At 62.0% G+C, this 24,212-nt stretch carries 18 protein-coding genes and 3 pseudogenes; 10 read left to right on the forward strand and 11 right to left on the reverse strand.

Annotated elements, in window-relative coordinates; genetic code table 11:
• Positions 1-26 precede the first annotated feature (26 nt).
• The 4 genes from ACQB61_RS20860 to ACQB61_RS20875 all read left to right on the forward strand — a co-directional run bounded on the left by ACQB61_RS20860 (position 27) and on the right by ACQB61_RS20875 (position 4,514).
• The gene (locus ACQB61_RS20860; protein ID WP_430514175.1) at positions 27-476 is read left to right on the forward strand and encodes a GNAT family N-acetyltransferase; all 450 of its coding nucleotides are present in this window, start codon (positions 27-29) and stop codon (positions 474-476) included.
• 135 nt (positions 477-611) lie between these two features.
• Positions 612-1,106: a LysE family translocator gene (locus ACQB61_RS20865; protein WP_430514176.1), complete on the forward strand. Its 495-nt coding sequence runs from the start codon at positions 612-614 to the stop codon at positions 1,104-1,106.
• Between the two features lie 651 nt (positions 1,107-1,757).
• On the forward strand, positions 1,758-2,564 hold the full coding sequence (locus ACQB61_RS20870; protein ID WP_430514177.1) for a hypothetical protein: 807 nt from the start codon (positions 1,758-1,760) through the stop codon (positions 2,562-2,564).
• Between the two features lie 174 nt (positions 2,565-2,738).
• Positions 2,739-4,514 (forward strand): SLC13 family permease, encoded by a 1,776-nt coding sequence (locus ACQB61_RS20875; RefSeq protein WP_430514178.1) that lies wholly within the window; start codon positions 2,739-2,741, stop codon positions 4,512-4,514.
• Positions 4,515-4,536: 22 nt separating this feature from the next.
• Here ACQB61_RS20875 and ACQB61_RS20880 read toward each other — a convergent pair.
• The 7 genes and pseudogenes from ACQB61_RS20880 to ACQB61_RS20910 all read right to left on the reverse strand — a co-directional run bounded on the left by ACQB61_RS20880 (position 4,537) and on the right by ACQB61_RS20910 (position 12,705).
• Positions 4,537-5,324: pseudogene (locus tag ACQB61_RS20880) on the reverse strand (crotonase/enoyl-CoA hydratase family protein).
• Position 5,325: 1 nt separating this feature from the next.
• Positions 5,326-6,183: a hydroxymethylglutaryl-CoA lyase gene (locus tag ACQB61_RS20885; protein WP_430514179.1), complete on the reverse strand. Its 858-nt coding sequence runs from the start codon at positions 6,181-6,183 to the stop codon at positions 5,326-5,328.
• Entirely contained in the window at positions 6,180-7,823 is a 1,644-nt protein-coding gene (locus tag ACQB61_RS20890; protein ID WP_430514180.1) for an acyl-CoA synthetase, read from the reverse strand. Before ACQB61_RS20890 ends, ACQB61_RS20885 begins: the two co-directional genes overlap by 4 nt.
• Complete coding sequence (locus ACQB61_RS20895) at positions 7,813-9,807, reverse strand: biotin carboxylase N-terminal domain-containing protein (RefSeq protein ID WP_430514181.1); 1,995 nt, start codon at positions 9,805-9,807, stop codon at positions 7,813-7,815. The genes ACQB61_RS20890 and ACQB61_RS20895 overlap by 11 nt, the downstream gene beginning before the upstream one ends.
• A 17-nt stretch (positions 9,808-9,824) precedes the next feature.
• Positions 9,825-10,514 carry a hypothetical protein gene (locus tag ACQB61_RS20900; RefSeq protein WP_430514182.1) on the reverse strand — a complete coding sequence of 230 codons (690 nt, stop codon included), beginning with the start codon at positions 10,512-10,514 and terminating at the stop codon, positions 9,825-9,827.
• A 13-nt stretch (positions 10,515-10,527) separates the two neighbouring features.
• Positions 10,528-12,133: pseudogene (locus tag ACQB61_RS20905) on the reverse strand (carboxyl transferase domain-containing protein).
• Entirely contained in the window at positions 12,121-12,705 is a 585-nt protein-coding gene (locus tag ACQB61_RS20910; protein ID WP_430514183.1) for a TetR/AcrR family transcriptional regulator, read from the reverse strand. Before ACQB61_RS20910 ends, ACQB61_RS20905 begins: the two are co-directional and overlap by 13 nt.
• Before the next feature lie 367 nt (positions 12,706-13,072).
• Here ACQB61_RS20910 and ACQB61_RS20915 point away from each other — a divergent pair, with 367 nt between their 5' ends.
• A complete protein-coding gene (locus ACQB61_RS20915; protein WP_430514184.1) occupies positions 13,073-13,456 on the forward strand; it encodes an outer membrane protein assembly factor BamE domain-containing protein in 384 nt (127 codons plus the stop codon).
• A 51-nt stretch (positions 13,457-13,507) separates the two neighbouring features.
• Here the strand turns inward: ACQB61_RS20915 and ACQB61_RS20920 are convergent, their stop codons facing one another.
• On the reverse strand, positions 13,508-14,335 hold the full coding sequence (locus tag ACQB61_RS20920) for a lytic murein transglycosylase (RefSeq protein ID WP_430514185.1): 828 nt from the start codon (positions 14,333-14,335) through the stop codon (positions 13,508-13,510).
• Positions 14,336-14,695: 360 nt separating this feature from the next.
• On the opposite strand from ACQB61_RS20920, the gene ACQB61_RS20925 reads away from it, so the two are divergent.
• From ACQB61_RS20925 to ACQB61_RS20940, 4 genes are all read left to right on the forward strand, one after another.
• On the forward strand, positions 14,696-15,082 hold the full coding sequence (locus ACQB61_RS20925) for a hypothetical protein (protein ID WP_430514186.1): 387 nt from the start codon (positions 14,696-14,698) through the stop codon (positions 15,080-15,082).
• Positions 15,083-15,297: 215 nt separating this feature from the next.
• Positions 15,298-16,302: a signal peptide peptidase SppA gene (gene sppA, locus ACQB61_RS20930; protein WP_430514187.1), complete on the forward strand. Its 1,005-nt coding sequence runs from the start codon at positions 15,298-15,300 to the stop codon at positions 16,300-16,302.
• Entirely contained in the window at positions 16,299-16,616 is a 318-nt protein-coding gene (locus tag ACQB61_RS20935) for an integration host factor subunit beta (protein ID WP_019966013.1), read from the forward strand. The genes sppA and ACQB61_RS20935 overlap by 4 nt, the downstream gene beginning before the upstream one ends.
• A gap of 133 nt (positions 16,617-16,749) precedes the next feature.
• The gene (locus tag ACQB61_RS20940) at positions 16,750-17,103 is read left to right on the forward strand and encodes a DUF1049 domain-containing protein (protein WP_430514188.1); all 354 of its coding nucleotides are present in this window, start codon (positions 16,750-16,752) and stop codon (positions 17,101-17,103) included.
• Positions 17,104-17,118: 15 nt separating this feature from the next.
• On the opposite strand, the gene ACQB61_RS20945 is transcribed toward ACQB61_RS20940, so the two are convergent.
• From ACQB61_RS20945 to ACQB61_RS20955, 3 genes and pseudogenes are all read right to left on the reverse strand, one after another.
• Positions 17,119-17,760, reverse strand: a complete 642-nt coding sequence (locus tag ACQB61_RS20945) for a trimeric intracellular cation channel family protein (protein ID WP_430514189.1) — start codon at positions 17,758-17,760, stop codon at positions 17,119-17,121.
• 89 nt (positions 17,761-17,849) lie between these two features.
• Positions 17,850-18,677: a response regulator gene (locus ACQB61_RS20950; RefSeq protein ID WP_430514190.1), complete on the reverse strand. Its 828-nt coding sequence runs from the start codon at positions 18,675-18,677 to the stop codon at positions 17,850-17,852.
• Positions 18,678-18,776: 99 nt separating this feature from the next.
• Positions 18,777-22,213, reverse strand: a pseudogene (locus tag ACQB61_RS20955) (ATP-binding protein).
• Positions 22,214-22,587: 374 nt separating this feature from the next.
• Between ACQB61_RS20955 and urtA the strand changes: the two are divergent.
• Positions 22,588-23,871, forward strand: a complete 1,284-nt coding sequence (gene urtA / locus ACQB61_RS20960; RefSeq protein ID WP_430514437.1) for an urea ABC transporter substrate-binding protein — start codon at positions 22,588-22,590, stop codon at positions 23,869-23,871.
• The last annotated feature ends 341 nt before the right edge of the window (positions 23,872-24,212 follow it).

Here is a 24,212-nt window from a genome sequence, read left to right on the forward strand (position 1 = left end):
CGGGACGCCACTTTGGGAATGTCAGCTTGCAGCAGAGGGCCCCAGCTTTGCCAAATCATCAAATTTCATACCTATTCGCCCCACCAAAACCAGAAGATTTCATAGAGCTGCGTTCTGACTGCGGATGGGGCGAGATCGGTCTCGACACTGCGAAAAGAGCGTTGGAGCGAAGTGTCATTGATCTGACCTGCTTTGAAGGTGAACATCTCATTGGTATGGGTCGCGTGGTCGGGGATGGGGTGCTGTATTTCTACCTTCAAGACATCATCGTGCGACCAAGCCATCAAAACCGCTCAATCGGGCGACAGATTGTTTCAAAGCTTCTCGAAGAGGCCTTGGCACGCGCCGCGACGGGCGCGACAATTGGTTTGATGTCTGCGAAGGGTAAAGAAACATTCTACCAGCATTTTGGCTTTCAGAAGCGGCCTACCGACCAGTTGGGTGCCGGGATGACCCAATTCGTCTTGGCGAAATAGCGGCCCTTCAAACACATTGCAGCATTCGGCGCTCTGGGCTCGGAGTGGAAGTATCCTGCTATGCGTGTGAATATCCGGTTTGACGCGGTGGCGACACGATCTGAATGTCGATCAAATGACCACCCGAGAAAACCCTTGGAATTATTGTCTGTTGCTATCTTCGCAGGTGCCCTGCTTCTGAATGCGGGAACCCCCGGTCCAAGCATCGCTGCACTTGTATCGCGGGTGATCACCAGCGGTTGGCGGGACGTTATACCCTTCGTCGCGGCTATGTGGATCGGTGAGGTTATCTGGCTCACTATGGCAATGGCTGGCCTCACCGCGCTGGCACAGACATTCCAATTCGGCTTTCATATCCTGAAGTGGCTCGGCGTTGCCTATCTCTGCTGGCTGGCGTTCAAGATGTGGCAGAAGCCGGTGGGCGAGGCTGCTGACGATCTTCCCCGGCGGGCTTCGCCCTTGTCCATGTTCGGTGCGGGTATGGCGCTCACCTTGGGCAACCCGAAGATTATGGTGTTCTACCTTGCCCTCCTGCCGTCCCTGATCGATCTTTCGGTGACGGGAGTTCGGGAATGGGCGATCCTCGCCGCTGTCACGCTGATGACGCTGGCTGCAATTGATCTGACCTAGACCTTCCTCGCCCATAAGGCGCGGCTTCTATTGCGAACCCCTCGTGCCACACGGATTGCCAATCGGATTGGAGCCATCGCTCTGGGCGGGGCCGCCGCCGCTATCGCTGCGCGAAATTAATGATCGAGATTAGAGCAGCGAACCCTGAGGATTTGCCAGTCGTTCACTCGATCACGCAAAAGGCTTATGCGGTCTGGCTACCCGTTTTGGGCTATCGGCCCAGCCAATGACAGAGAATCACTCCGGATGGTTGCTTTCTTCGTGTCTCATAAGCCCCCTTCCGTCATGCCATGATCAAGCCATGGCAAGACGGAAGCAACGGGGTGCCGTGAGGGAGGGAGCGCCGATGCGGGAGAAGGCGGAGCTGATGCTTCCTCCTGCTCTGGGCCGGGATATCTGATTGACCTTTGGGGGAAGCGTCATCCCCCATCCCCCATCCCCCATCCCCCAAACACCACCGCCCATTTGCGCCGCAATCTTGACCTTGCTGCCTTGACAAGGCCATGGTTAACGCCTGTGTGCAGGGTGTGATTCGGCAGGGCCTTCGGGCTGCCGGGCGGAGGGGTGTTTGGGCGAGACGGGGACCATTGAGCTTGCGCGGCGTGCGGGGGCGATGGGGCTGGCGGTTCTGGGGCTCGCCGGGGGCTGACCGTGTTCAGCGCCTTCACTGCTCTCGTGTGTCTTGGCGGGGCTGTCGGGCTTTACACGTCGCTGCCGCGCCGCAAGCCGCCCACGGGTGCGGTGCAGCCGCGCTGGAAGCCTTCGATCTTCACATCCGATCTCATCGGTTTTGCCATAGGCGTACCGCTGTTTACGGCCGCCTTTGCCGGGGCGGGGCTGGTGCCGGGCAGTGTGGCGCTGTGGTTTCTGCTGTTGCTGCTCCCTGCCGGCCTGTCCATCCCGATTTTCATGATCTCCGTACGCCAGGAAACGTCCTGGATCCGGTTCTTCGGCAATGGCTTCGAGGTGACGGAGCTCGGACGTGTCATCCGTGTGCGTTATACCGATCTGGCCAGGGTCGAATTGAAGCTGCGCAATGTGCGCGGAACGCTGGATTGGGCGGCAACCATGCTGGGGGCTGAGAAGGCTGTCGTGCTGCTGGGCGGATCTGGGTCTTCCACGGCGCTGACTTTCCGGCGCAAGGATGGTTCCACCTTCATCATTTCCACCGAGGCGATTCCGGATCTGGAGCGCATCTTCATCGACATGGACCGTGCCGGTATTGACCTGCCTTCGGGCCTTTCCGAACGCGGCAAGCGGCGCATCCGGCGGGTGCGTGAAAAGCGTTATGGCAAGGTGGCGCCGAAGGAAAGTTTCATGCCGCTGCCACCGGAGATGCCGCGCACCGTGCGGGAAGGGCTGGAACTGTTGGCCCGGCAACGGGCTGGACAGCGGGCGCTTCAGCAGGCTGGCTCCTCCATGCCGCAGGGGCAGACCCGTTCGCGGGCGGGCCTTTGAGGCGGGCGGCGCTTTCCTGCGCCTGCGGAGAAACGCATTCTCCGGGAACCGCCTGCCGTGGCATTGCATTGCTGTTCCTGTGAAACAGTTGTCTGGCGGTTGCTTCATCGCGAGCCCTGCCGGTGCTAGGCTTCGCCGTCGAACCTGCGGCTCTGAAAGGCGCGTTGTCCGAACATGACACTTGACCAGTTTATCGTCTTCGCCCTTCTTGGCCTCGTTTTCTTCAGCTTTTTCAAGGAAATATATCCGCCTGAGGTAACTGCGCTGGCAGGCACGGCCGTGCTTCTGGCGGTCGGCATCATCGACACGAAGGAGTTTCTGTCGGTCTTCAGTTCGGGCGCGCCGATCACCATTGCCATGATGTTCATTCTCAGTGCAGCTCTGGAGCGAACCGGCGTTCTTCAGGTGATGGGTGACTGGCTCGGTGCATCGGCAAAGGGCTCCTATCTCAGGGCCGTCTTCATCATGATGGTGTTTGCCATCATTGCATCAGCCTTCATGAACAACACACCCGTGGTCATTCTGCTGGCGCCGGTGATGATCGCGGTTTCGGCGCAGCTCGGCTCTACGCCATCGAAGTTTCTCATTCCGCTGTCCTACGCGGCCATTCTGGGCGGCACGCTGACACTGGTGGGTACGTCCACCAACATTCTGATGAGCGGAATCACGATCAAGGCGGGGCTGCCGCCCATCGGCATGTTCGAGATGACAGGCGTCGGCCTTGTCTTCGCCGCTGTCGGCCTTGTCTACATGCTGTTTGCCGTGCGTTATCTGTTGCCGGAGCGCCAGTCCATGGCTGGCGTGCTGGGGCAGGGCGGCTCGCGCCGCTTCATGGCGCGGCTGCTGGTTCCGGCCGGTTCACGCTATGTGGGCAAGGCCTTGAGCGAACTGCCCTTCACCAACAGCCAGAGCCGGGTCGTGGACGTGCTGCGCGGCGAACAGTCCCTGCGCAACAGGCTGGACGGCATCACCCTGCAGGCCGGTGACCGCATTGTGGTCAAGACCGGAACGGGCGAGATCCTGGCGCTGAAGGAGGACGGGCAAATTGAGTTCCGCGATGTGTCCGACCATGGCTTCGAGCCGGTTGCCGCCGATCAGAGTATCACGCTGGAGGCCAGTGTCGGTCCCAACTCGCGCCTGATCGGGCGGCTGCTCAACTCGCTGGATTTGCGCCGGACCTATGGCGTCTATGTGATGGCGGTGCACCGGCAGGACAGAAATATCTCCAAGGAAATCAACACTCTGCGGCTGCACTTTGCTGATACCCTGCTACTGGAAGGCCCGGCCGAAGGCTTGCAGCGGCTGGCCCAGAGTGAAGGGCTGATCAACCTCTCCGCCCCGCAGGAAAGCCCGATCCGCCGCCAGAAGGCCCCCATCGCCATTGCCGCCATCCTGGGCGTCATGATTCTAGCGGCGCTCAACATCATGCCCATTGAGGGGCTGGCGCTGATCGGAGCAGTCATCGTCATGATGACGCGCTGCATCGAGCCGCAGGATGCGTTTGACGCCATCGACTGGAACATCCTTTTCCTCATCTACGGCATGCTCGGCTTCAGCATTGGCATGGAAAAGACCGGGGCGGTGCAGCTCGTGGTGGATGGAGTGATGCATGTGCTTGGCGATGCCAATCCCATCGTCATTCTGGCGATGGTCTACATTCTCACCTCCGCACTGACGGAGATGGTCAGCAACAACGCGGTGGCGGTGCTGGTTGGCCCGCTTGCTATTTCGCTCGCCCAGCAGCTGGGGCTCGATCCACGGCCCTTCATCATGGCTGTGATGTTTGCCGCCAGCGCCAGCTTCGCGACGCCGATTGGCTATCAGACGAACACCTTCGTCTACAGCGCGGGCGGCTACAAGTTCCGCGATTTCCTCGTGGCGGGACTGCCGCTGAATATCCTGTTTGCCGTTGTGGCGGTCATTGCCATCCCGCTGTTCTTCCCGTTCTGAGAGGAAAGAGCAGCGGAAAGGATCACGCCCAGCCAGGCTTGCGCTTGTCAAAGAAGGCGGAGATGCCTTCATGGGCTTCAGGGTCTTCCCAGCAGTCGGCAAGCTGACGGATTGTGTCTTCGATGACGGCATCTGTTACCGGCGTGCCGAGCGAGCGGGCGAGGCGCTTGGCGCGGGCAACGGCGCCGGGCGCTGCGGACAGATAGGGCTTCACCTCGCGCTCGATGGCAGCGTCCAGATCCTCCGGTGCAACGGCCCGGGCAGCGAGGTCCAGTGCCACGGCCTCCTGCGCATCGAACAGACGGGCGGACATGAATACGCGGCGCGCCTTGCCCTCGCCCATGCGGACCAGAACATAGGGACTGATGGTGGCCGGGATCAGGCCAAGGCGGGTCTCGGTCAGTCCGAATTTTGCGCCTTCTGCTGCAATGGCCACGTCACAGACGCTCATCATGCCGATGCCGCCGCCAAAGGCCTGACCCTGTACACGGCCAATGAGGGGCTTCGGCAACTCGTTCAGCGCCTTCAACATAAGCGCCAGTTTGCGTGCCTCGGCCGTGCGGGTGGCGCGGTCAGCGGTAAACTGCTCGCGCATCCAGTCCAGGTCGCCGCCGGCGCAAAACTGGCGCCCTCGCCGGTGAGGATCACCACGCGCACGGCGCGGTCAGCCGCAAGCTGCGCGGCAGCGCCGGTCAGTTCGGCAATCATCTGCGCCGACAGGGCATTGTGCTTGTCCGGGCGGGCGAGCGTCAGCGTGGCAACGCCGCGGGCGTCCGTCTCAAGGCGGATGGTCTCGAAATTGTGGTTCATCTCAGCTTTCCTTCCTGAGCGTGCGGGCGAAGGCGGCGGCTTCCGCCAGCTTCTCTTGGTCCAGTCCGGTCTCGAATCCCTTGTCTGCCAGCAGGGCGGCAACTGCTTCGGTCGCCACATTGCCCTTCGCGCCGGGGGCATAGGGGCAACCGCCAAGCCCGCCCACGGCGGCGTCAAAGACACGCAGGCCCTTTTCAAGGCTCACCTCGATATTGGCGAGTGCCAGCCCCTTGGTGTCGTGGTAGTGCCCGGCAAGCTTCTGCGCGGGCACCTGTTCCAGCACCGCATCCAGCATCCGGGCGATGGTTTCCGGCGTGCCTGCGCCAATCGTGTCGCCGAGGGAAATCTCGTAGCAGCCCATGGCCAGCAGCTTGGCGGCAACATCGGCCACGTTTTCCGGCGGGGTGGGGCCGTCATAGGGGCAATCGGTGACGCAGGAGATATAGCCGCGCACCGGGATGCCATCTTCCAGCGCCTTGTCCACCAGCGGGCGGAAGCGTTCCAGACTCTCTGCAATGGAACAGTTGATGTTCTTGCGCGAAAAGCCTTCCGAGGCCGAGCCGAACACGGCCACCTCATCCGCCCCGGCCGCACGGGCGGCCTCGTAGCCCTTCACGTTGGGGGTGAGGGCCGTATAGGCGGTCTGCGGCCGGCGGTGGATGCCGGCCAGAACATCGGCGGCGTCGGCCATCTGCGGCACCCATTTGGGGCTGACGAAGCTGGTGACCTCGATCTTGGCAAAGCCGCAGGCGCTCAGCATGTCCACAAGGCGGATCTTGTCTGCGGTGGCGATCAGCGCCTTCTCGTTCTGCAGCCCGTCGCGGGGGCCCATTTCGAACAGGGTGACGAAGCCGGTCATGGTTTTTCTCCGGAAAGTTCCCCGCTCGCCCGCTGGCGCAGCTCCCGGCGGATCACCTTGCCGGTGGTTGTCATCGGCAGGGCGTCAACAAATTCCACCTCGCGGGGATATTCGTGGGCGGCAAGGCGCGTCTTGACGAATTGAGCGATATCATCGGCGAGGCTGTCCGTGGGCTCCACCCCGGCTTTCAGCACGACATAAGCCTTGACGATCTCCGTGCGCTGGGCGTCCGGCTTGCCGACGACGCCTGCCATGGCAACGGCGGGATGGCGCAGCAGGCAATCCTCGATCTCGCCCGGTCCGATGCGGTAGCCGGAGGAGGTGATCACGTCATCATCGCGGCCGACGAAGCGGAGCCAGCCATCTGCATCACGCACGCCCGTGTCGCCGGTCAGCATCCAGCCGTTGAGGAATTTGGCGCGGGTGGCGGCCTCATTGTTCCAGTAGCCAAGGAACATCACCGGATCGGGCCCGCGCACGGCGATCAGCCCCTGTTCGCCATCGGCGGCAAGTTCGCCCTTCTCCGTCACCACGTCCACCTCATGGCCGGGCACGGCGCGGCCCATGATGCCGGGGCGCGCCTCCATGACGGCGGCGCAGCTCGACACGATCATGTTGCACTCGGTCTGGCCGTAGAACTCGTTGATGGTCAGGCCGAAGACCTTGCGGCCCCAGGCAATCAACTCGGCCCCCAGCGTCTCCCCGCCCGAGGCGACGGAGCGCAGGGCAAGACTGTAGCGCGTCTGAGGCGCCTCCACCTGCCGCATCATCTTCAGCGCGGTGGGGGGCAGGAAGGCGTTGCGGATGTTCTGTTTTTCCATCAGCTCGAAGGCCGCTTCCCCGGTGAACTTGCGGAAGCGGCAGGCAACCACGGGGATGCCGTGATAGAGCGCGGGCATCAGCACATCGAGAAGGCCGCCGATCCAGGCCCAGTCCGCCGGTGTCCAGAACCTGTCACCGGGGCGGGGCAGGAAGTCGTGGCTCATTTCCACGCCCGGCAGATGGCCCAGCAGCACCCGGTGCCCATGCAGCGCGCCCTTGGGCTGGCCGGTGGTGCCGGAGGTGTAGATGATGATGGCCGGATCTTCGGCGGCGGTGTCTACCGGAGTGAAGCTTGTCTCGTGGCCGGTCAGGGACCGCGCCAGATCCTCCGCGCCGTGATGGGCGCCGTCGATGCAGAACACGGTGGTGAGCGCGGGAAGCTTGTCCCGCAAGTGCTCCAGTTTGGCCGCGCCGCCGGCATCGGTGACGAGGATCTTCACCCCCGCATTGCCCAGCCGGTATTCCAGCGCCTCTTCGCCGAACAAGGTGAAGAGCGGAATGGTAACCGCCCCGCATTTCAGCGCGGCGATATGGGCAGCGGCGGTCTCCACGCTCTGCGGCAGCAGAACGCCCACCCGGTCGCCGCGCTCAAGGCCCCGGGCACGGAACAGGTTGGCCATGCGGTTGGACAGGGCCTTCAGCTCGCCATAGCTGACACGGGTGGCGGTGCCGTCTTCGGCCACATAGGTGATGGCCTCGCGCTCCGGTTCTGCGTCCGCCCAGCGGTCGCAGATCGCGGTGCCAATGTTGAAGCGATCGGGGATCTGCCAGCGGAATGCCGCCCGCATCGCCTCATAGCTGTCAGCTTCAGGCAGCATCGGCGCTCTCCTGAGCAAGGGCAAGCAACAGCGTGCCGTCAGTCACCTGTTCGCCTTCGCTGACGAAGACATCGCCAATCACCCCGTCACGCGGGGCGGTGAGCGTGTGCTCCATCTTCATAGCTTCCAGGATCAGCAGCGGCTCGCCGCGTGTCACGGCCTGCCCTTTGGTGGCGGTCAGCACCTTCACCAGCCCCGGCATCGGGGCAATCAGCCGGTCACTGCCTGCGTCACCCTCATCCTCGCCGGACAGAATGTCGGCGCGGGTGAATTCGAAGGCCTCGCCGCCGTGGAAGACGGAGATGGCCGCGCCCATGTCGGCAATGCGCGCCTTGTCCCGGTGGCCGCCCATGTCAAAGCGGATGGTGCCGTCTTCCACATGGGTGATTTCGACCTCCAGAACGCTTCCCGCCACATGGGCGGCAAAGCGGCTGCGGCCAAGGCTGTGCACCTCGATTTCCAGCCGCGTGCCCTTGTGGTCGAGCACGGCAAACTGGCGCGCTGCGCTCCAGGCCCGCCAGCCGCTCAGCCGCTCCCACGGGTCCTGCCCGGTGGCAGGGCGCGTCAGGCCAAGGCTGGTGAGGGCGGCAAGCGCCAGAACCATGGGCGGCGTGCCGGGCCTTGCGGTCAGCGTCTCCTGATCGCGGCCAATGAGGCCGGTGTCCACGTCTCCGGCGGCAAAGCCTTCGTGGCGGCACAGAGCGGCGAGAAAGGCGGCATTGGTGACCGAGCCCGCCACTTCCGTTGCCTCAAGCGCTGCCAGCAGCCGCGCCAGCGCCGTCTTGCGGTCCGGGCCGTGGACGATGATCTTGGCGATCATCGGATCATACCAGGGGGTGATCGTGTCGCCCTGCCGCACGCCGGAATCAACGCGGGCCATGTCTTCCGGCAGGCGCAGATGGGTCAGCGTGCCGGTGGCCGGCAGGAAGCCACGCTCGGCATCCTCGGCATAAAGCCGCGCCTCGAAGGCCCAGCCGTGGATGGCCAGCTGGTCCTGCGTCAGGGGCAGGGGCTCACCATTTGCCACTTTCAGCTGCCATTCCACCAGATCCTGCCCGGTGATCAATTCCGTCACCGGATGCTCCACCTGCAGGCGGGTGTTCATCTCCATGAAGTAGAACCGGTCCTGAGACAGGCCTTCCGACACATCGGCGATGAATTCGATCGTGCCCGCCCCGCAATAGCCGATGGCCTGCGCGGCCTTGACGGCGGCTGCGCCCATGGCGGCGCGCATCGCCTCCGGCATGCCGGGGGCCGGGGCTTCCTCAATCACCTTCTGGTGGCGGCGCTGCAGCGAGCAGTCCCGCTCGAACAGATGCACCACATTGCCCTGGCTATCGCCGAAGACCTGAATTTCGATGTGGCGGGGCTTCGTCAGATATTTCTCGATCAGCACACGCGGATCGCCGAAGCTCGCCGCGCCCTCGCGCTGCGCGCCCTCCAGCGCGGCGCGGAAGTCCTCGCGCCGGTCCACCCGGCGCATGCCCTTGCCGCCGCCGCCCGCACGGGCCTTGATCAGCACGGGATAGCCGATTTCATCAGCGCGCTCCTGAAGGAAACCGGCATCCTGATTGTCGCCGTGATAGCCCGGCACCACCGGCACCCCGGCCTTTTCCATCAGCGCCTTGGCGGCATCCTTCAGCCCCATGGCGCGGATGGCGCTGGCGCTGGGGCCGATGAAGGCAATGCCGGCCGCTTCCAGCGCCTCGACGAAATCCGGGTTCTCCGACAGGAAGCCATAGCCCGGATGCACTGCCTCTGCGCCCGACTGGCGGCAGATCTCGATGATGCGCTCCGCCTTGAGATAGCTTTCGGCCACCGGTGCCGGACCCAGCCGCCAGGCCTCGTCCGCCATGGCCACATGCTGCGCGCCCGCATCCGCATCCGAATAGACCGCGACAGTGCGGACACCAAGCCTGCGCGCCGTCTTGATCACCCGGCAGGCAATTTCACCACGGTTGGCGATGAGGATTTTTCTGAACATCACTGTGCCTCCGGTGATCACATATGAGAAAAGCCGCAATATGTGTAATTAATTGGACTAAAATTATCTCTTTTCGTTTTTAATATTCGATATTTATTATCATTACTTTCTATTATTACTTCATTTCCTTCGTTCTTTCTCATAATTATTATTTTTGAATATATTTTTATTAATATGCAGTTTTCGCATTGTGAAGTTGTTATATATGTGGGTTCTGAGCAATTCTTTTGTATCTTATACGACGCAGCTCCGGCGCTAAGTGATACGGTGAATATCATTACAATCACCAGTGCCGCTTCTATTGATTTTATTTCTATTTTATCGTCTATTTTCATTATTAGTATTTTAAATAAGCGAGATAATGATAGTATTGCAAATATTAATGTGAATGTGTTTGGGTTTATTTTTCCTGAAATTACTGATACTGCTAAACATGCTATAATTGATACGATAATTGTTATGGTTTGATTCTGGTTTATTTTTTCTCCAGATAATAATCTATTTATTATAATTCTTAAATGATAGAAAGTTAGTATAAGTGGAAACAGGTATAGGGATGCTAATATTATATCTTGATATGATAAAGATGATATAATGTCGACTCTAGCTGCAGAGCTAAGGAATCCGACGTGATAAACAGAAGCTGCGACCAATGTAAATAGAGTAATTGCTGGAATTTTATCTTTTATCTTGTCGAGAAAATCCATAACGTTTCCTCCCTCACATCCGGAACAGGCCGAAGCGGGTGTCTTCGATCGGGGCGTTGAGGGCAGCGGAGAGGGAGAGGGCGAGGATCTCGCGGGTCTTGCGCGGATCGATGATGCCGTCGTCCCACAGCCGTGCCGAGGCATAGAGCGGGTGGCCCTGCGCCTCGAACTGGTCGATGACCGGCTGCTTGAAGGCCTTTTCCTCGTCTATTGACCAGCTGCCGCCCTTGCGCTCGATGCCATCGCGCCGGACGGTGGCCAGCACGCCGGCGGCCTGTTCGCCGCCCATCACCGAAATGCGGGAGTTGGGCCAGGTCCACAGGAAGCGGGGCGAATAGGCGCGCCCGCACATGCCGTAATTGCCCGCCCCGAAGGAGCCGCCGACCAGCATGGTGATCTTCGGCACGGAGGTGGTGGCCACCGCCGTCACCAGCTTGGCGCCATCCTTGGCGATGCCGCCGCTTTCATACTTCCGGCCGACCATGAAGCCGGTGATGTTCTGCAGGAACACGAGCGGGATCTTGCGCTGGGAGCAAAGCTCGACGAAATGCGCGCCCTTGACCGCGCTTTCGGAGAAAAGCACGCCATTGTTGGCGATGATGCCCACCGGCATGCCGTAGATATGGGCAAAGCCGCAGACCAGCGTGGTGCCGTAGCGGGCCTTGAACTCGTCAAAGCGCGAGCCGTCGGTGATGCGGGCGATCACCTCGCGGATGTCATAGGGCGTCTTCAGATCCGCCGGAACCACGCCGAAGATTTCCTCCGGATCATAGAGCGGGTCTTCCGGGCTTTGCAGGTCGAGATGCACCTGCTTGGTGCGGTTGAGATTGGCCACCGCCCGGCGGGCAAGGGCCAGCGCATGGGCATCGTCCCGGGCGAGGTGATCGGCGACGCCAGACAGGCGCGTGTGCACATCGCCGCCGCCAAGGTCTTCCGCGCTCACTTCCTCGCCCGTCGCCGCCTTCACCAGCGGGGGCCTGCGAGGAAGATGGTGCCCTGATTGCGCACGATGATGGTTTCATCGCTCATGGCCGGAACATAAGCCCCGCCTGCGGTGCAGGAGCCCATCACCACGGCGATCTGGGCAATGCCGCGTGCCGACATGTTGGCCTGATTGAAGAAGATGCGGCCAAAATGGTCGCGGTCGGGGAACACTTCGTCCTGGTTAGGCAGGTTGGCGCCGCCCGAATCCACCAGATAGACGCAAGGCAGATTGTTCTCGGCGGCAATCTCCTGCGCCCTCAGGTGCTTCTTCACCGTCATCGGGTAGTAGGTGCCGCCCTTCACCGTCGCGTCATTGGCGACGATCATCACCTCCCGGCCCTCGACACGGCCAATGCCTGCAATCAGGCCAGCGGAGGGGAGGCGTTGTCATAGAGCCCATGGGCGGCGAAGAGGCCGACTTCCAGGAAGGGCGAGCCGGGGTCGAGCAGGCGCGAGACGCGCTCACGTGGCAGGATCTTGCCGCGTGAGGCATGGCGGGCGCGGGCTTCCGTGCCGCCGCCTTCAAAGGCCGCTTCCGCTGCCCGGCGCACCTCTTCAAGGGTCGCTTCATGCGCCTTGCGGTTCCTCTCGAAAACCTCGCCGCGTGTGGCAGCGTTCGATTTCAGGATGCCCATTGTCTCCCGGCTCCTCTCCCTCCGGTGACGCTTGCGGTCACCATGTCCAGATAGATGGTTTCGATATCGGCCTTGGAGAGCCTGCCGCCCTCCCGGTACCAGGTGCCAAGGCCTGTCAGCATGGCGATGATGGCGCGGGTGGCCACCTTCGGCTCGCTGACGGCAAAGCTGCCCGCCTGCGCGCCGCGCTTCAGAATGTCCGTCAGGATTGCCTCATACCGCTGGCGCAGATGCTCGACGGCCTGAAAGTTATCCGGCTCAAGATTGCGAAGCTCCATGTAGGAGACAAACACCGCATCTGTGCGCGCCAGATGGTAGCGGATGTGAAAGCGGGTGAAGCGCTCCAGCGCCGCGTCCGGGCCTTCGCCGGGCTCTGCTGCGGCGCAATTTTCGTCCCAGGCTTCAAGCAGCGCCTGCATATGGCTGACCATCAGGTCGCGCAGAATGTCCTGCTTGGTGGGGAAATGGTTGTAAAGCGCACCGGGCTGGACGCCGACAGCGGTGGCAATCTGGCGCATGGAAACGGCGGCGTAGCCCTCACGCGCAAACAGCCGCAGCGCAGCCTCGCGCACGCGCTCTGCCGTTTCCTCTCCCTGGCGCCCACCGTGCGTGCCATGCGTGTCTCCTCCAGGCGAAGAAAATAAATGAACGATCATTCATTTGCAAGGGTGTCTTGGCGTGCAAAGGGGGCACATGGGGCAAGGCGTCAGACGGTGGCTTTCCGGAAGTTTTCCGCAGGTATTCCGTTTTTTCCGTCTTGGCGCAGCGCATTGAAGTTCAAGACGGAATCAGGCGCTGCAACCTTATGCCTGATCATTGGTTGCTGGCTGCTGCCCTGTTTTGGCCAGCCTGGCCTTGTCCGTTTTGCCAGTTGCCGTTAGGCAGAGGCCGTTTTTACGAGCCATGCGTGCAGACTTGCCGCGATGACGGAGATGAACCTTGAAGAAGATACTGACTGCGCTCGTTTTTGGCCTGACCCTTGCCGGCTGCGCATCTTCCGGTAATCAGAGCCTCAGAGACGAGACGGAAGCGAGCGTCTCCGCCAAGCTGACCGAAGGCAAGACGACGCGGAGCGAGGTGCAGCGGATGTTCGGTTCGCCCTTCCAGACGAGCTTTACCTCCGAAGGTGAAGAGATCTGGACCTACCAGCTCGACAACCTGCAGGCTGATGCCGTGAACTTTATCCCCGTGGTCGGTGCGCTCGGCACGTCCCATTCGGGCAAGCGCAAGCAGCTGGTCGTCCTGTTCAACAACAAGAACATCGTCCGCCGCTATTCGATGACCGATTCCGATGTCTCGGTGAAGACGGGCGTCTTCCGCTAAGACCCTGCCTTGAAATTCAAAGCCCCGGCAGATTGGTCTGCCGGGGCTTTTTCATTCGACGAGCTTCTCGGCCATGACGCCGATGGTCTGGACATAGACCTCGGCCTTGTTCCACTCTTTCAGAACCTCGTGGTTCGGGGTGCCGGGAGCCCAGCTTTCGCCAGCCCGCCAGCCCTTCTGCTTCAGGTAGTTGGCGGTGGAGGCCGCCACGTCCGGGATGGAGCGGATCAGGTCGCGCTTGCCATCCCGGTCATAATCGACGGCGTAGTTGAGATAGGAGCTAGCCAGGAACTGGGTCTGGCCCAGCTCGCCAGCCCAGGCGCCGCGCATGTCCTCGCGCACCTTGTCGCCGTTCTCGATGATCGTCAGGGCCGACACCAGCTCGCGGGTGAAGAACTCCGAGCGGCGGCAATCGTAGGACAAGGTTGCCAGCGAGCGCACCACATCCATCTTGCCGGAGTTGGCTCCATAGCCCGTCTCAAGGCCCCAGATGGCGATGATGATCTGCGGCGGCACGCCGAAATCCTGCTGGATGCGCTCGAACATCCCCGCATACTGGGCGTGCATCATGCGGCCCCGGTCGATCAGCGCCTTGTTGACACGGCGCTTGTAAAAGTCCTCGAAGCTCAGCTTGAACGACTTCTGGCCCCGGTCGAGTTTGATGACCTGCGGATCATAGGTCACGCCTTCAAGGGCATTGGCAACCGTATAGGACTTCAGTCCGTACTGGCCGGGCGCCTCTTCTTTGAACGCGGCGAGCCAGGCATTGAAACCGGAGGCATCATTGCCGCAGGCCGCAGCCTGGGCGGGCTGGATGGCGAGGGATGGCGCGAAGGACGCAGTCAGGGAAAGGGCAAAAGCGCAAAGTACCTTGCGCATGGCGGGCACTCCCGGATGACCCGGCGGCACAGATGCCGGGCATGTTTGATGGGTGAAACCGAAGGGCGCAGGATTCGTGATCACTCCTGCCCTTCGCATTAGCTGGCTTGCCTTCGTTTCCCCTGGTTCGTCAAGGGAAAGCAGGCATTAAATGCCGTTTCTCCGGGCTGTTCCATGCAGTTGTGACTTCATGTGACGCGCCAGAGGCTAAAGGCGGCAAGGCTTCATAGCGCAAGCCAATCGGCCGGAATGTGATGCAGACCACGGTTTTGGTCCTGCAACAGGCGCATGCCATTTCCCTGGGGTGGAAGCTGCGGGCCCAAAAGGCGCGTCAGCGGCTTTGGATCAAGGAACAGACCCATGCGAGGCATTTCCTTCTGGTTCTTCATTTCCGCCATGTTTTATGGCGTGGGCAGTCTCATTTTCGGCATTCAGATGTCGGCAGGTCAGGGGGCAGGCTTTGCCACGGCCAATGTGCAGCTGACACTCCTTGGCTTTCTGACGATGACACTCTTCGGGCTCTATTATAACGCCGTGCCGCAGGCCGCCCATTCCCGGCTGGCGCGGCTGCATTTCGTCGCGGCGACCATCGGCATGTGGCTGATGATCCCCGGCGTTGCGATTGCGATTGAGGATGGCAATCTCTTGCTGGCGTTGACGGGGTCCGCGGTTATGGCCGTCTCCATGGTGCCCTTCGTCATGATCCTGCGCCGCCTGCGCCGGATCGCCGCTCACGCGGCTGGCTGAGGTATGGTTCCGTCAGCCTCAAGCAAGGCAGAAATCTTAATTCGAGGCTGGGGCCTGGTTGTCCCCGGCCTTACGCGTTGGGGCTGCGTGGCGGGCACAGGACAGGCAGATATTTCTGTCCCACGGCCAATGATTTGACCTTGCAGCCTATTTAGGCTTTTCATCACAGCTTGGCCTGTGTAGCCATGAAGGCCATTGACTGTGGAGCGTGACCGATGTCCCTGGATGCCGAAGCCATAACCGACCGCCGCAGGCTCCGCCGCAAGCTCGTGTTCTGGCGCGTTGCAGCCTTTCTGATTTTGGCCGTTGCCCTCGTTTCGGGTCTCGTTGCCCTTGGCGGTGGTTTCAATGCCGAGCGCAGCAGCCCGCATATCGCGCGCATTCCGGTCGAAGGCGTGATCCTGGAGGACCGGGACCAGCTCAAGCTGATCCGCGAGATCGGCGAGAACAAGAACGTCGCCGGTGTGATCATTTCCATCAATTCGCCGGGCGGCAGCACCACAGGTGGCGAGGCGCTTTATCTGGCCCTGCGGGAACTGGCGAAGAAGAAGCCTGTCGTTTCTGAAATCCGCACGGTCGGCGCGTCGGCCGGCTACATGGTGGCACTGGCGGGTGATCATGTCGTGGCACGCTACAACTCGATCACCGGGTCGATCGGCGTCCTGTTCCAGTTCGGCAATGCCGAAAAGCTGATGGACATGGTTGGGGTGAAGATGGATGCGGTGAAAAGCGCGCCCATGAAGGCTGAGCCCGATTTTTATTCCGAACCCTCGTCCGAGACCCGTGACATGCTGGCGCTTCTGGTTGGCGACAGCTACGACTGGTTTGTGAAACTGGTGGCCGAAAGGCGCAAGTTGAGCCCGGAAGAGGCCCGCGCCGTAGCCGACGGCAGTATCGTCACCGGATTCCGGGCGCAGGAGCGCAAGCTGGTGGATGCCATTGGCGGCGAGGATGCGGCCATTGCCTGGCTTGAAAAGGAAAAGGGTGTTGCAAAGGACTTGCCGGTCGTCACCTGGAAGGTGCCGGATGAGAGCAGCCGCCTGCCATTTGCAGCACGAATGTCTCAAGGGATCGGTGAAGGAGCCGTCAAGGCGCTGATTGGAGGCGTTTCAGAGGCTAAGGGATTGATTTCTCCGAGCCTTACGCTTGACGGGCTCGTCTCTGTTTGGCACGCTCCAGTGGGTGTGCCGGTTGGTCAGGAACAAGGGAGCGGGGAATGATCAAATCCGAGCTAGTGCAGCGCATCGCGGAGCAGAACCCGCATCTCTATCAGCGCGACGTCGAGAACATCGTCAACGCGATCCTTGACGAAATCACAGAGGCGCTGATGCGGGGCGACCGCGTGGAATTGCGCGGCTTCGGCGCTTTTTCCGTCAAAAACCGCCCAGCCCGCGTCGGCCGCAATCCGCGCACCGGGCAGAAGGTCGAGGTGGACGAGAAATACGTTCCCTTCTTCAAGACCGGCAAGGAAATGCGCGAGCGCCTGAATGATGGCGTCGATCACGGTGAAGACGGCGACGACGACGAAGACTGACCGCTCCGCTGTGAGGGCCGTTTCAGTGAGGCCAGAGGCAAGGCTCTACGCCGGAACGGCACAAGATTGAAAATTTGGAGCATTGCAGGCGAACCTGTTTCGCAGGGCATGCTTCCTGAAGAAGGCAGGGCCCGTGACCCGGTTTCTCAAGAACCTGATCCTCGTTGCCATCGCTCTGGTGGTTGTGCCGCTTTCGGTGGCAAACAGGCATGGGGTCAATCTCTCGCTCAACCCCTTTGATCCGCAGGACCCGCGCCTGACGCTCACCGGCGTGCCGCTGTTCTGGGTGATTTTTGCCGCCATTCTGGTGGGCATTTTCATCGGCGGGCTTGGAGCCTGGGCAAAGCAGGGCCGCTGGCGGCGCGAGGCACGTGTCAAGCGCTCCGAGGCTGACAAGTGGCACAAGGAAGCCGACAAGCTGCGGGCTGAGGCCGAGCAGTCCTCTCCGTCCCGCGCCCTTCCTGGCCCGGACAGCCGCGCTGCCTGAGGACGGCGCAAAACGTCAGGATTTTGGCGCCGAATAGCCCGGCAGCGTCCAGCCTCTGAGAATGGCGCCGCCACGGATGATGAAGGCCGCAAGAGCGCCAATGATGGCGGCGGGCCAGAGCGAGAAGCCAACGAGCGTCAGGATGACGAAGACGGCAGCGCCGGTGAAGGCGGCAGTGACATAGATCTCCGGCTTGGCAATGGCAGTCGGGTCTCCGGCCACCACATCGCGCAGGATGCCGCCGAAAGTGGCAGTCGAGGCACCAAGCAGAACGGCCACGACGGGCATGTGATCGACCGCCATGGATTTGGCAGCCCCCATCACGCAATAGGCAGCAAGCCCGATGGCATCGGCCCAGCGGAGCGGCTTGCCCCAGCCTTCGACGATATGCGCCCCGAACCACATCAGCACGCTGACACCGAAGCAGACCAGCAGATAGCCTTCCGACTTGGTCCAGAACACGGGCACGCCAAGGATGAGGTCACGCAGCGTGCCGCCGCCAACGCCGGTCATGGTGGCGAAGAACAGGAAGGCGATGAAGTCCATCCCCTTGCGCGAGGCGACGATCGCACCGGTTACGGCAAAGACGGCAACGCCCACATAATCGAGCACCATCAGCACGTTCAGCAGCGTTTCGGGAGCCTTGTCGAACATCATCAGCTGTCACCTTCTCTTGCCCTTGGCGCCCTCGCGCCTGCAAGTGATGGCTTCTCTAGTCCAGACAGGGCCGCGCGGCAATCGCGCTGCTAAAGCGCGCTCATGGCCTCTGCTGCCTTGACGGCGGCGGAGGCGCGATTTTCGACGCCGAGCTTCACGTAGATCTGCTCCAGATGCTTGTTCACCGTGCGCGGCGACAGGCCGAGGATTTCGCCGATGTCCTTGTTGGCCTTGCCGCGGGCAATCCAAAGCAGAACCTCCGCCTCGCGGGCGGTGAGGCCGAAACGGGTGCGCAGGCCATCGGTCTGGCCGGCCTCGTCGCCGCCCGTCAGGCGGAAGAGATATTCATCCGGACCGACGGCGCCCAGATAGGTGAAATCAAGCTTCTGCCCCGGCGCTCCCATGAAGGAAGTGGTCCGGCTTCCGCCTGCCTGAGCAAGGCTTCCAAGCCAGGAGCCCAGATGCTGGCTGATGAGGGATGGCACATCGCCTTCCATACGCCCGGCAAACTGATTGAGCGCCGTGCGAGCCTGGGGCGTTGCCCATTTCAGGCTGCCGGTGGAGGCGACGGCCATCAGGTGACGCCCGGCGGCATCGAGCGCGATGCGGGCGCTCTGCACCTGCCGTGCGTTGGCCAGATGCACGCGGATGCGGGCCTGCAACTCATCGAGGTTGATCGGCTTTGTGAGAAAATCCACGCCGCCACTCTCCAGCGCATGCACCACATGCTCGGTTTCGCTGAGGCCGGTCATGAAGATTACCGGAACATGGGCCAGTTCCGGCATTGCTTTCAGCTGCCGGCAGGTTTCAAATCCGTCCGGCTGCGGCATCACCGCATCCATCAGCACCATGTCCGGCGTGATCCGCCGCGCGATTGTCAGGGCCGCCGTGCCGGATGTGGCGACCAGAACGGTCACGCCGGATGCCTCCAGCGCCTTGGTCAGGAAGCCGAGAGTTTCGGGGAATCATCCACCACAAGAACGATATCGCGCTGGCCGGGTGCTTCAGTCATGCTCTCAGTCATGGGGCTGGACCTCTTCCAGGATTGCTCTGTAGCCGGCAAAATCGAACTGCTCCAGCCGTTCGCGCAAGGCCGTCACCAGTGGGCCATTGCCCACTTCCCGGTCCAGCTCGCTCAGCTTTGCCTCGATGCCATGCACATAGCCGATATCGCCAAGGTCCATCAGGTCGCGCAGGTGACTGGCGCCGGGATTGGCATGGACGGCAGGCGTCGTCTCTGGCTGTTTTTCGACCTGAGGCGGAGCGGCGGGTAGGGAAGGGACTACCAGCTGTTCCGGCGCAGATGGAGCAGGGGCACTATAGCGCCAGACAAGGCCGGGCAGGCGGCCGAGACGATCGAGAAGCTGGGCCATGTCCACGGGCTTGGCCAGCGTGTCGTCGTGCGCAGGCTCTCCGGTCGGGCGCAGGGCCGTGTCGCCGATATTGGCCGAGAGCATGACAATGCGGCCTTTGTAGCCGCGATGGCGCAGGGCCGCTGCCACTTCCCAGCCGTTGAGGCCGGGCATGGAAATGTCGGCCAGCACCAGATCCGGTTGCAGCTCCAGCGTCAGGTCTATGCCTTCCTGCCCGTTTTCCGCTGTCAGGACGATGAAGCCGAGTGGCGCCAGCATCTCGCGCATGAGGGCGCGGTGGTCGCCATTGTCGTCGATAACGAGGATGGAGCGGCGCGGCCCCTCATAGCCGCGCACCAGCCGGTCGGCGGCAAGGGCAGGCGCGGGACCGTTGAGCGCCGCCAGCATCAGCCGCACGGTGAAGGTGCTGCCCTTGCCCTGCTCACTTGTGACGTCGATGGAGCCGCCCAGCGTCTGCGCCAGAAGCTTGGTGATGGTCAGCCCAAGGCCAAGTCCCGGCGTGCGGTGCACGGCTTCGCTGCTGCCACGGCCAAAGGGCTCGAAAATCCGCTCCAGATCCTCAGCCGCAATACCCCGGCCCGTGTCGGTGATGCGGAAGGTGGCGACTTGCGAGCGGTAGGCCACGTCCAGGGTGATCTTGCCCTTGTCCGTGAACTTGATGGCGTTGGACAGCAGGTTGACGAGGATCTGGCGTAGCCGCTTTTCGTCGGTGCGCACCAGCGCTGGCAGGTTCGGCGCGCGGGAGAAATCGAAACTGAGCCCGGCGGCTTGCGCCTGCAGCCGCACCATGGCGACGATCTGGTCGAGGAATTCGTGGATGTTGACCGTGTCCGTGCTGACCTGAAGCCGGCCTGCCTCAATGCGGGAAATGTCGAGAAGGCCGTCGATCAGGCCGGAGAGGTGCTCTGCGCTGCGGCGAATGACCTGAATGCTGGCCTTGCGCTCACGCGGGATGGCCTCGTCCCGCTCCAGCACCTGCGCATAGCCGAGAACCGCGTTGAGCGGCGTGCGCAATTCGTGGCTGAGGCCGATGACATAGCGGCTCTTGGCGTGGTTGGCCGCTTCCGCCGCTTCCTTTGCCCGTTGCAGTGCGGCGTCCGTCTTGCGGTGCGCCTCGATTTCCTGCAGCAGCAGCGTGTTCTGGCGGGCGGATTCTTCTTCCGCCACCCGCCGCGTGTCGTGGGCCAGCACCAGAAACCAGACGCCGATGCCGGCGGCGATGGCGAAAACTACAAAGATCAGCGCGATAATCTGCCCCGGTGCGAGGCTTTCCTCCACGCTGTGCACCATCGACTGGTTATAGATGATGGTGAGGATGAGTCCGATGCCTGCAATCACCAGTGCCGAGGTGGTGAGGTAGCGGCCAAGGCGGGTTCCGAGTTGTTCCATGGCCCAGGCAGGCAATGCGGCGGCTGCAACTGTTCTGGTCTGATAGGTGAGGCGCGCCTTCGGCTTGCAACTGTCGCCGCAACGGGCATCCAGCGTGCAGCAGAGCGAGCAGATCGGCACCTGATAGGCCGGGCAATAGGCCATGTCTTCCGGCTCGAACGGGTTTTCGCAGACCGAGCAGCTGATGGCGCTGCGGGACTGCCAATGGCGGCGGGGCTTGCGGGCCAGATAATACTTGCCCTTCGTGCCCCAGGCGATGAGCGGGGCAAAGACGTAAGGCAGCACGAAGGCGATGAAGGTGGCGAGGGCTGCCGCCGTGACGCCGAAAATGCCGTAATGCGCCAGCAGCGCAATCAGGGCCGCCCCGCCCATAGCGCCGGTGCCCACGGGGTTGATGTCATAGAGGTGGGCCCGCTTGAACTCGATGCCGGGCGGTGACAGGCCCAGCGGCTTGTTGATGAAGAGATCGGCGGAAATCGAGGACAGCCAGGCCATGGCGATGATGGAAAAGACGCCCAGCGTCTCCTCCAGAAGTTCGTAGATGCCAAGTTCCATCAGCAGAAGGGCGATGCCGACATTGAAAACAACCCACACCACCCGGCCCGGATGGCTGTGGGTGAGACGGGAGAAGAAGTTCGACCAGGCGAGCGACCCGGCATAGGCATTCATCACGTTGATCTTGAGCTGCGCCACCACCACGAAGGCGGCCATGAGCAGGATGGCGGCCTGTTCTGAGGGCAGCATGTAGCCGAATGCCACCGCATACATGCGCGAGGGCTGATCGGCCTCGCCTGCCGGAATGCCGGAGGACAGCACCAGCACGGCCAGGAAGGAGCCTGCCAGCAGCTTCGGCAGGCCGATGACGACCCAGCCGGGACCGGCCAGAAACAGGCCGAGGCGGCGCAGGGCGAGAGATTTTCTTTCGCTGGCAGAAAGCGCAGGAAGTCCACCTGCTCGCCGATCTGCGCCATCAGCGCCAGCACCACGGCAGCGGCAGCGCCGAATTGCAGCATGTCCACCGGATTGGAGTAAGCCTCCCGGGGAACGCCCGAGACCGGATCAATACCCGCAAAGCCGAGCCACACACCCACCGCCTGCCAGTCGGTGAAGGCGATGAAGATGAAGGGCAGGATGTTGAGGATGATCCAGAAGGGCTGGGTCAGCAACTGGAAGCGGCTGATCAGCGTAATGCCATGGGTCACCAGAGGGATGACGGCTACAGCGCTGAGGATGTAGCCGATCCAAAGCGGGATGCCGAAGGCATAGTCGAGGGCGCTCGACATGATCGACGCTTCGATGGCGAAGAGAATGAAGGTGAAGCTGGCATAGACAAGGGAGGTGAGCGTCGAGCCGATGTAGCCGAAGCCAGCACCGCGCGTCAGAAGGTCGATGTCCACCCCGTAGCGCATGGCGTAGCGTGCAATGGGCCAGCCCACCAGCAGCAGCACCGCGCAGCCTGCCAGGATCGCGGCAAAGGCATTGGCCGTGCCATAGGACAGGGTGATGGCACCGCCGATTGCCTCCAGCGCCAGAAACGAAATCGCCCCGCTGGCCGTATGGGCAATGGCGCGGCTGGAAAAGCGCCGGGCACTCTTGGCCGTAAACCGCAGGGCATAGTCTTCCAGGGTCTGGTTGTTGACCCATTGATTGTAATGCCGGCGCACCGGCAGGATGCGCTGACGCGCTGTCATTCAGGGGCCCCCTATTTAGGCGTCTGCCCATTCATTGGGCAGTTTGCCGTCCCCGCATTCCCGAAAAAGCTCCGGATGCCGCCCTGGTCCTTGCAAGTTCACCTGTACCTAGCAGGGATCATGCCGGTTTTTCCCGTGGCGCTGCCCAACGGGAAGGCAGGCTGCAAGGCTGACGCAGGGGCTACGTCAATCGACGTATGTTGCGCTGCCGCATGAAGCCGCACGATCCCCTTCAGACGGCAGCCAGCGGCGGCCGCAGGCGGCAGGCCGGATGAGCGGAGACAATCCAGACGGCGCACCGCTTCCAGATGGGGTGATCCCGGCGGATGACCGGGACGGGCTAAAATCAAGGGGAACAGCAGATGATGACCAGGATGACTTCCCGTATGGCAGGGTTCGTGGTGGCGGGCCTGATGACTTCGACCATGATCGGCGGCGCGCTGGCCGAGGAGACGATCAAGATCGGCATCCTGCATTCGCTGTCGGGCACGATGGCGATCTCCGAAACGACGCTGAAGGACACGATGCTGTTCCTCATCGAGGAGCAGAACAAGAAGGGCGGCGTGCTGGGCAAGAAGCTGGAGGCGGTTGTCGTTGATCCTGCATCTGACTGGCCGCTCTTTGCCGAGAAGGCCCGCGAGCTGATTTCCGTCAACAAGGTTTCGGCTGTCTTCGGCTGCTGGACCTCCGTGTCGCGCAAGTCCGTTCTGCCGGTGTTCGAGGAGCTGAACTCGATCCTGTTCTACCCCGTCCAGTACGAGGGCGAGGAGAGCCAGCGCAACGTGTTCTACACCGGTGCAGCCCCCAACCAGCAGGCTATCCCGGCGGTTGATTACCTCATGAACGAGGAAGGCGTGGAGCGCTGGGTGCTGGCGGGCACCGACTATGTCTACCCGCGCACGACGAACAAGATCCTTGAAGCCTATCTGAAGTCCAAGGGCGTCAAGGAAGAGGACATCATGATCAACTACACGCCGTTCGGTCATTCCGACTGGCAGACGATCGTGTCCGACATCAAGGCCTTCGGCTCGGCCGGCAAGAAGACCGCCGTGGTCTCCACCATCAACGGCGATGCCAACGTGCCTTTCTACAAGGAACTCGGCAACGCCGGTATCAAGGCAGAAGACATTCCGGTCGTCGCCTTCTCCGTGGGTGAGGAAGAACTTGCCGGTCTCGACACCGCACCGCTCGTCGGCCATCTGGCCGCCTGGAACTACTTCCAGTCCGTCGATACGCCGGTCAACGCGGAGTTCATCGAAAGCTGGCGCGCCTATACCGGCAACGAAAAGCGCGTGACCAACGATCCGATGGAAGCCCATTACATTGGCTTCAACATGTGGGTGAAGGCGGTCGAGAAAGCCGGTACCACTGATCCGGATGCGGTCATCGATGCGCTTGTCGGTGTGTCCGTGCCGAACCTCTCCGGCGGCTACTCGGCCATGATGCCGAACCACCACATCACCAAGCCGGTGCTCATCGGCGAGATCCAGGCAGATGGTCAGTTCGAAACCGTCTGGGAAACCCCGGGCCTCGTGGTGGGTGACGAGTGGTCCGACTTCCTGGAAGGCTCCAAGGACCTGATCGCCGACTGGCGCGCCCCGCTCTCCTGCGGAAACTTCAACGTGAAGACCGGCAAGTGCGGCGGCTCCGGCAGCTGATGTGAGACGGCTTTCAATGAGGGGCGGGGCCGCCCCTCACCCCTCACTGCGTGGGACAGCATTTGCAACGGACTGCCAGTCAGGGCTCCAACTCCTCTCCCCCTTGAGGGGGAGATGCCCCCGGCAGGGGGCAGAGGGGGTAACTGACTCTCCGTTTTGAAGAGAGGTTCCGCCGTGCTGAAGCGTTGCCACCCCCTCTGTCAGCTTGCGCTGACATCTCCCCTCAAGGGGGAGATGGGCGCTGCGGCAAAAGGAGAGGGCTGAAACGCCCCCGGAAACCGGCTCTCACGCAGCAAGGTCCGCATGTTTCGAAAGATGCTAACGCTCCTCTCCCTCTTTGG

This window comes from Pannonibacter phragmitetus (genome assembly GCF_050510895.1).
Lineage (GTDB): Bacteria > Pseudomonadota > Alphaproteobacteria > Rhizobiales > Stappiaceae > Pannonibacter > Pannonibacter phragmitetus_B.

Bases quoted from the DNA above. Each gene is read 5' to 3' on its own strand.
- ACQB61_RS20875 (WP_430514178.1), top strand. From the start codon at position 2,739: ATGACACTTGACCAGTTTATCGTCTTCGCCCTTCTTGGCCTCGTTTTC.
- ACQB61_RS20885 (WP_430514179.1), bottom strand. From the start codon at position 6,183: ATGACCGGCTTCGTCACCCTGTTCGAAATGGGCCCCCGCGACGGGCTG.
- ACQB61_RS20890 (WP_430514180.1), bottom strand. From the start codon at position 7,823: ATGCTGCCTGAAGCTGACAGCTATGAGGCGATGCGGGCGGCATTCCGC.
- ACQB61_RS20895 (WP_430514181.1), bottom strand. From the start codon at position 9,807: ATGTTCAGAAAAATCCTCATCGCCAACCGTGGTGAAATTGCCTGCCGG.
- ACQB61_RS20900 (WP_430514182.1), bottom strand. From the start codon at position 10,514: ATGGATTTTCTCGACAAGATAAAAGATAAAATTCCAGCAATTACTCTA.
- ACQB61_RS20920 (WP_430514185.1), bottom strand. From the start codon at position 14,335: ATGCGCAAGGTACTTTGCGCTTTTGCCCTTTCCCTGACTGCGTCCTTC.
- ACQB61_RS20925 (WP_430514186.1), top strand. From the start codon at position 14,696: ATGCGAGGCATTTCCTTCTGGTTCTTCATTTCCGCCATGTTTTATGGC.
- sppA (WP_430514187.1), top strand. From the start codon at position 15,298: ATGTCCCTGGATGCCGAAGCCATAACCGACCGCCGCAGGCTCCGCCGC.
- ACQB61_RS20935 (WP_019966013.1), top strand. From the start codon at position 16,299: ATGATCAAATCCGAGCTAGTGCAGCGCATCGCGGAGCAGAACCCGCAT.
- ACQB61_RS20945 (WP_430514189.1), bottom strand. From the start codon at position 17,760: ATGATGTTCGACAAGGCTCCCGAAACGCTGCTGAACGTGCTGATGGTG.
- urtA (WP_430514437.1), top strand. From the start codon at position 22,588: ATGACTTCCCGTATGGCAGGGTTCGTGGTGGCGGGCCTGATGACTTCG.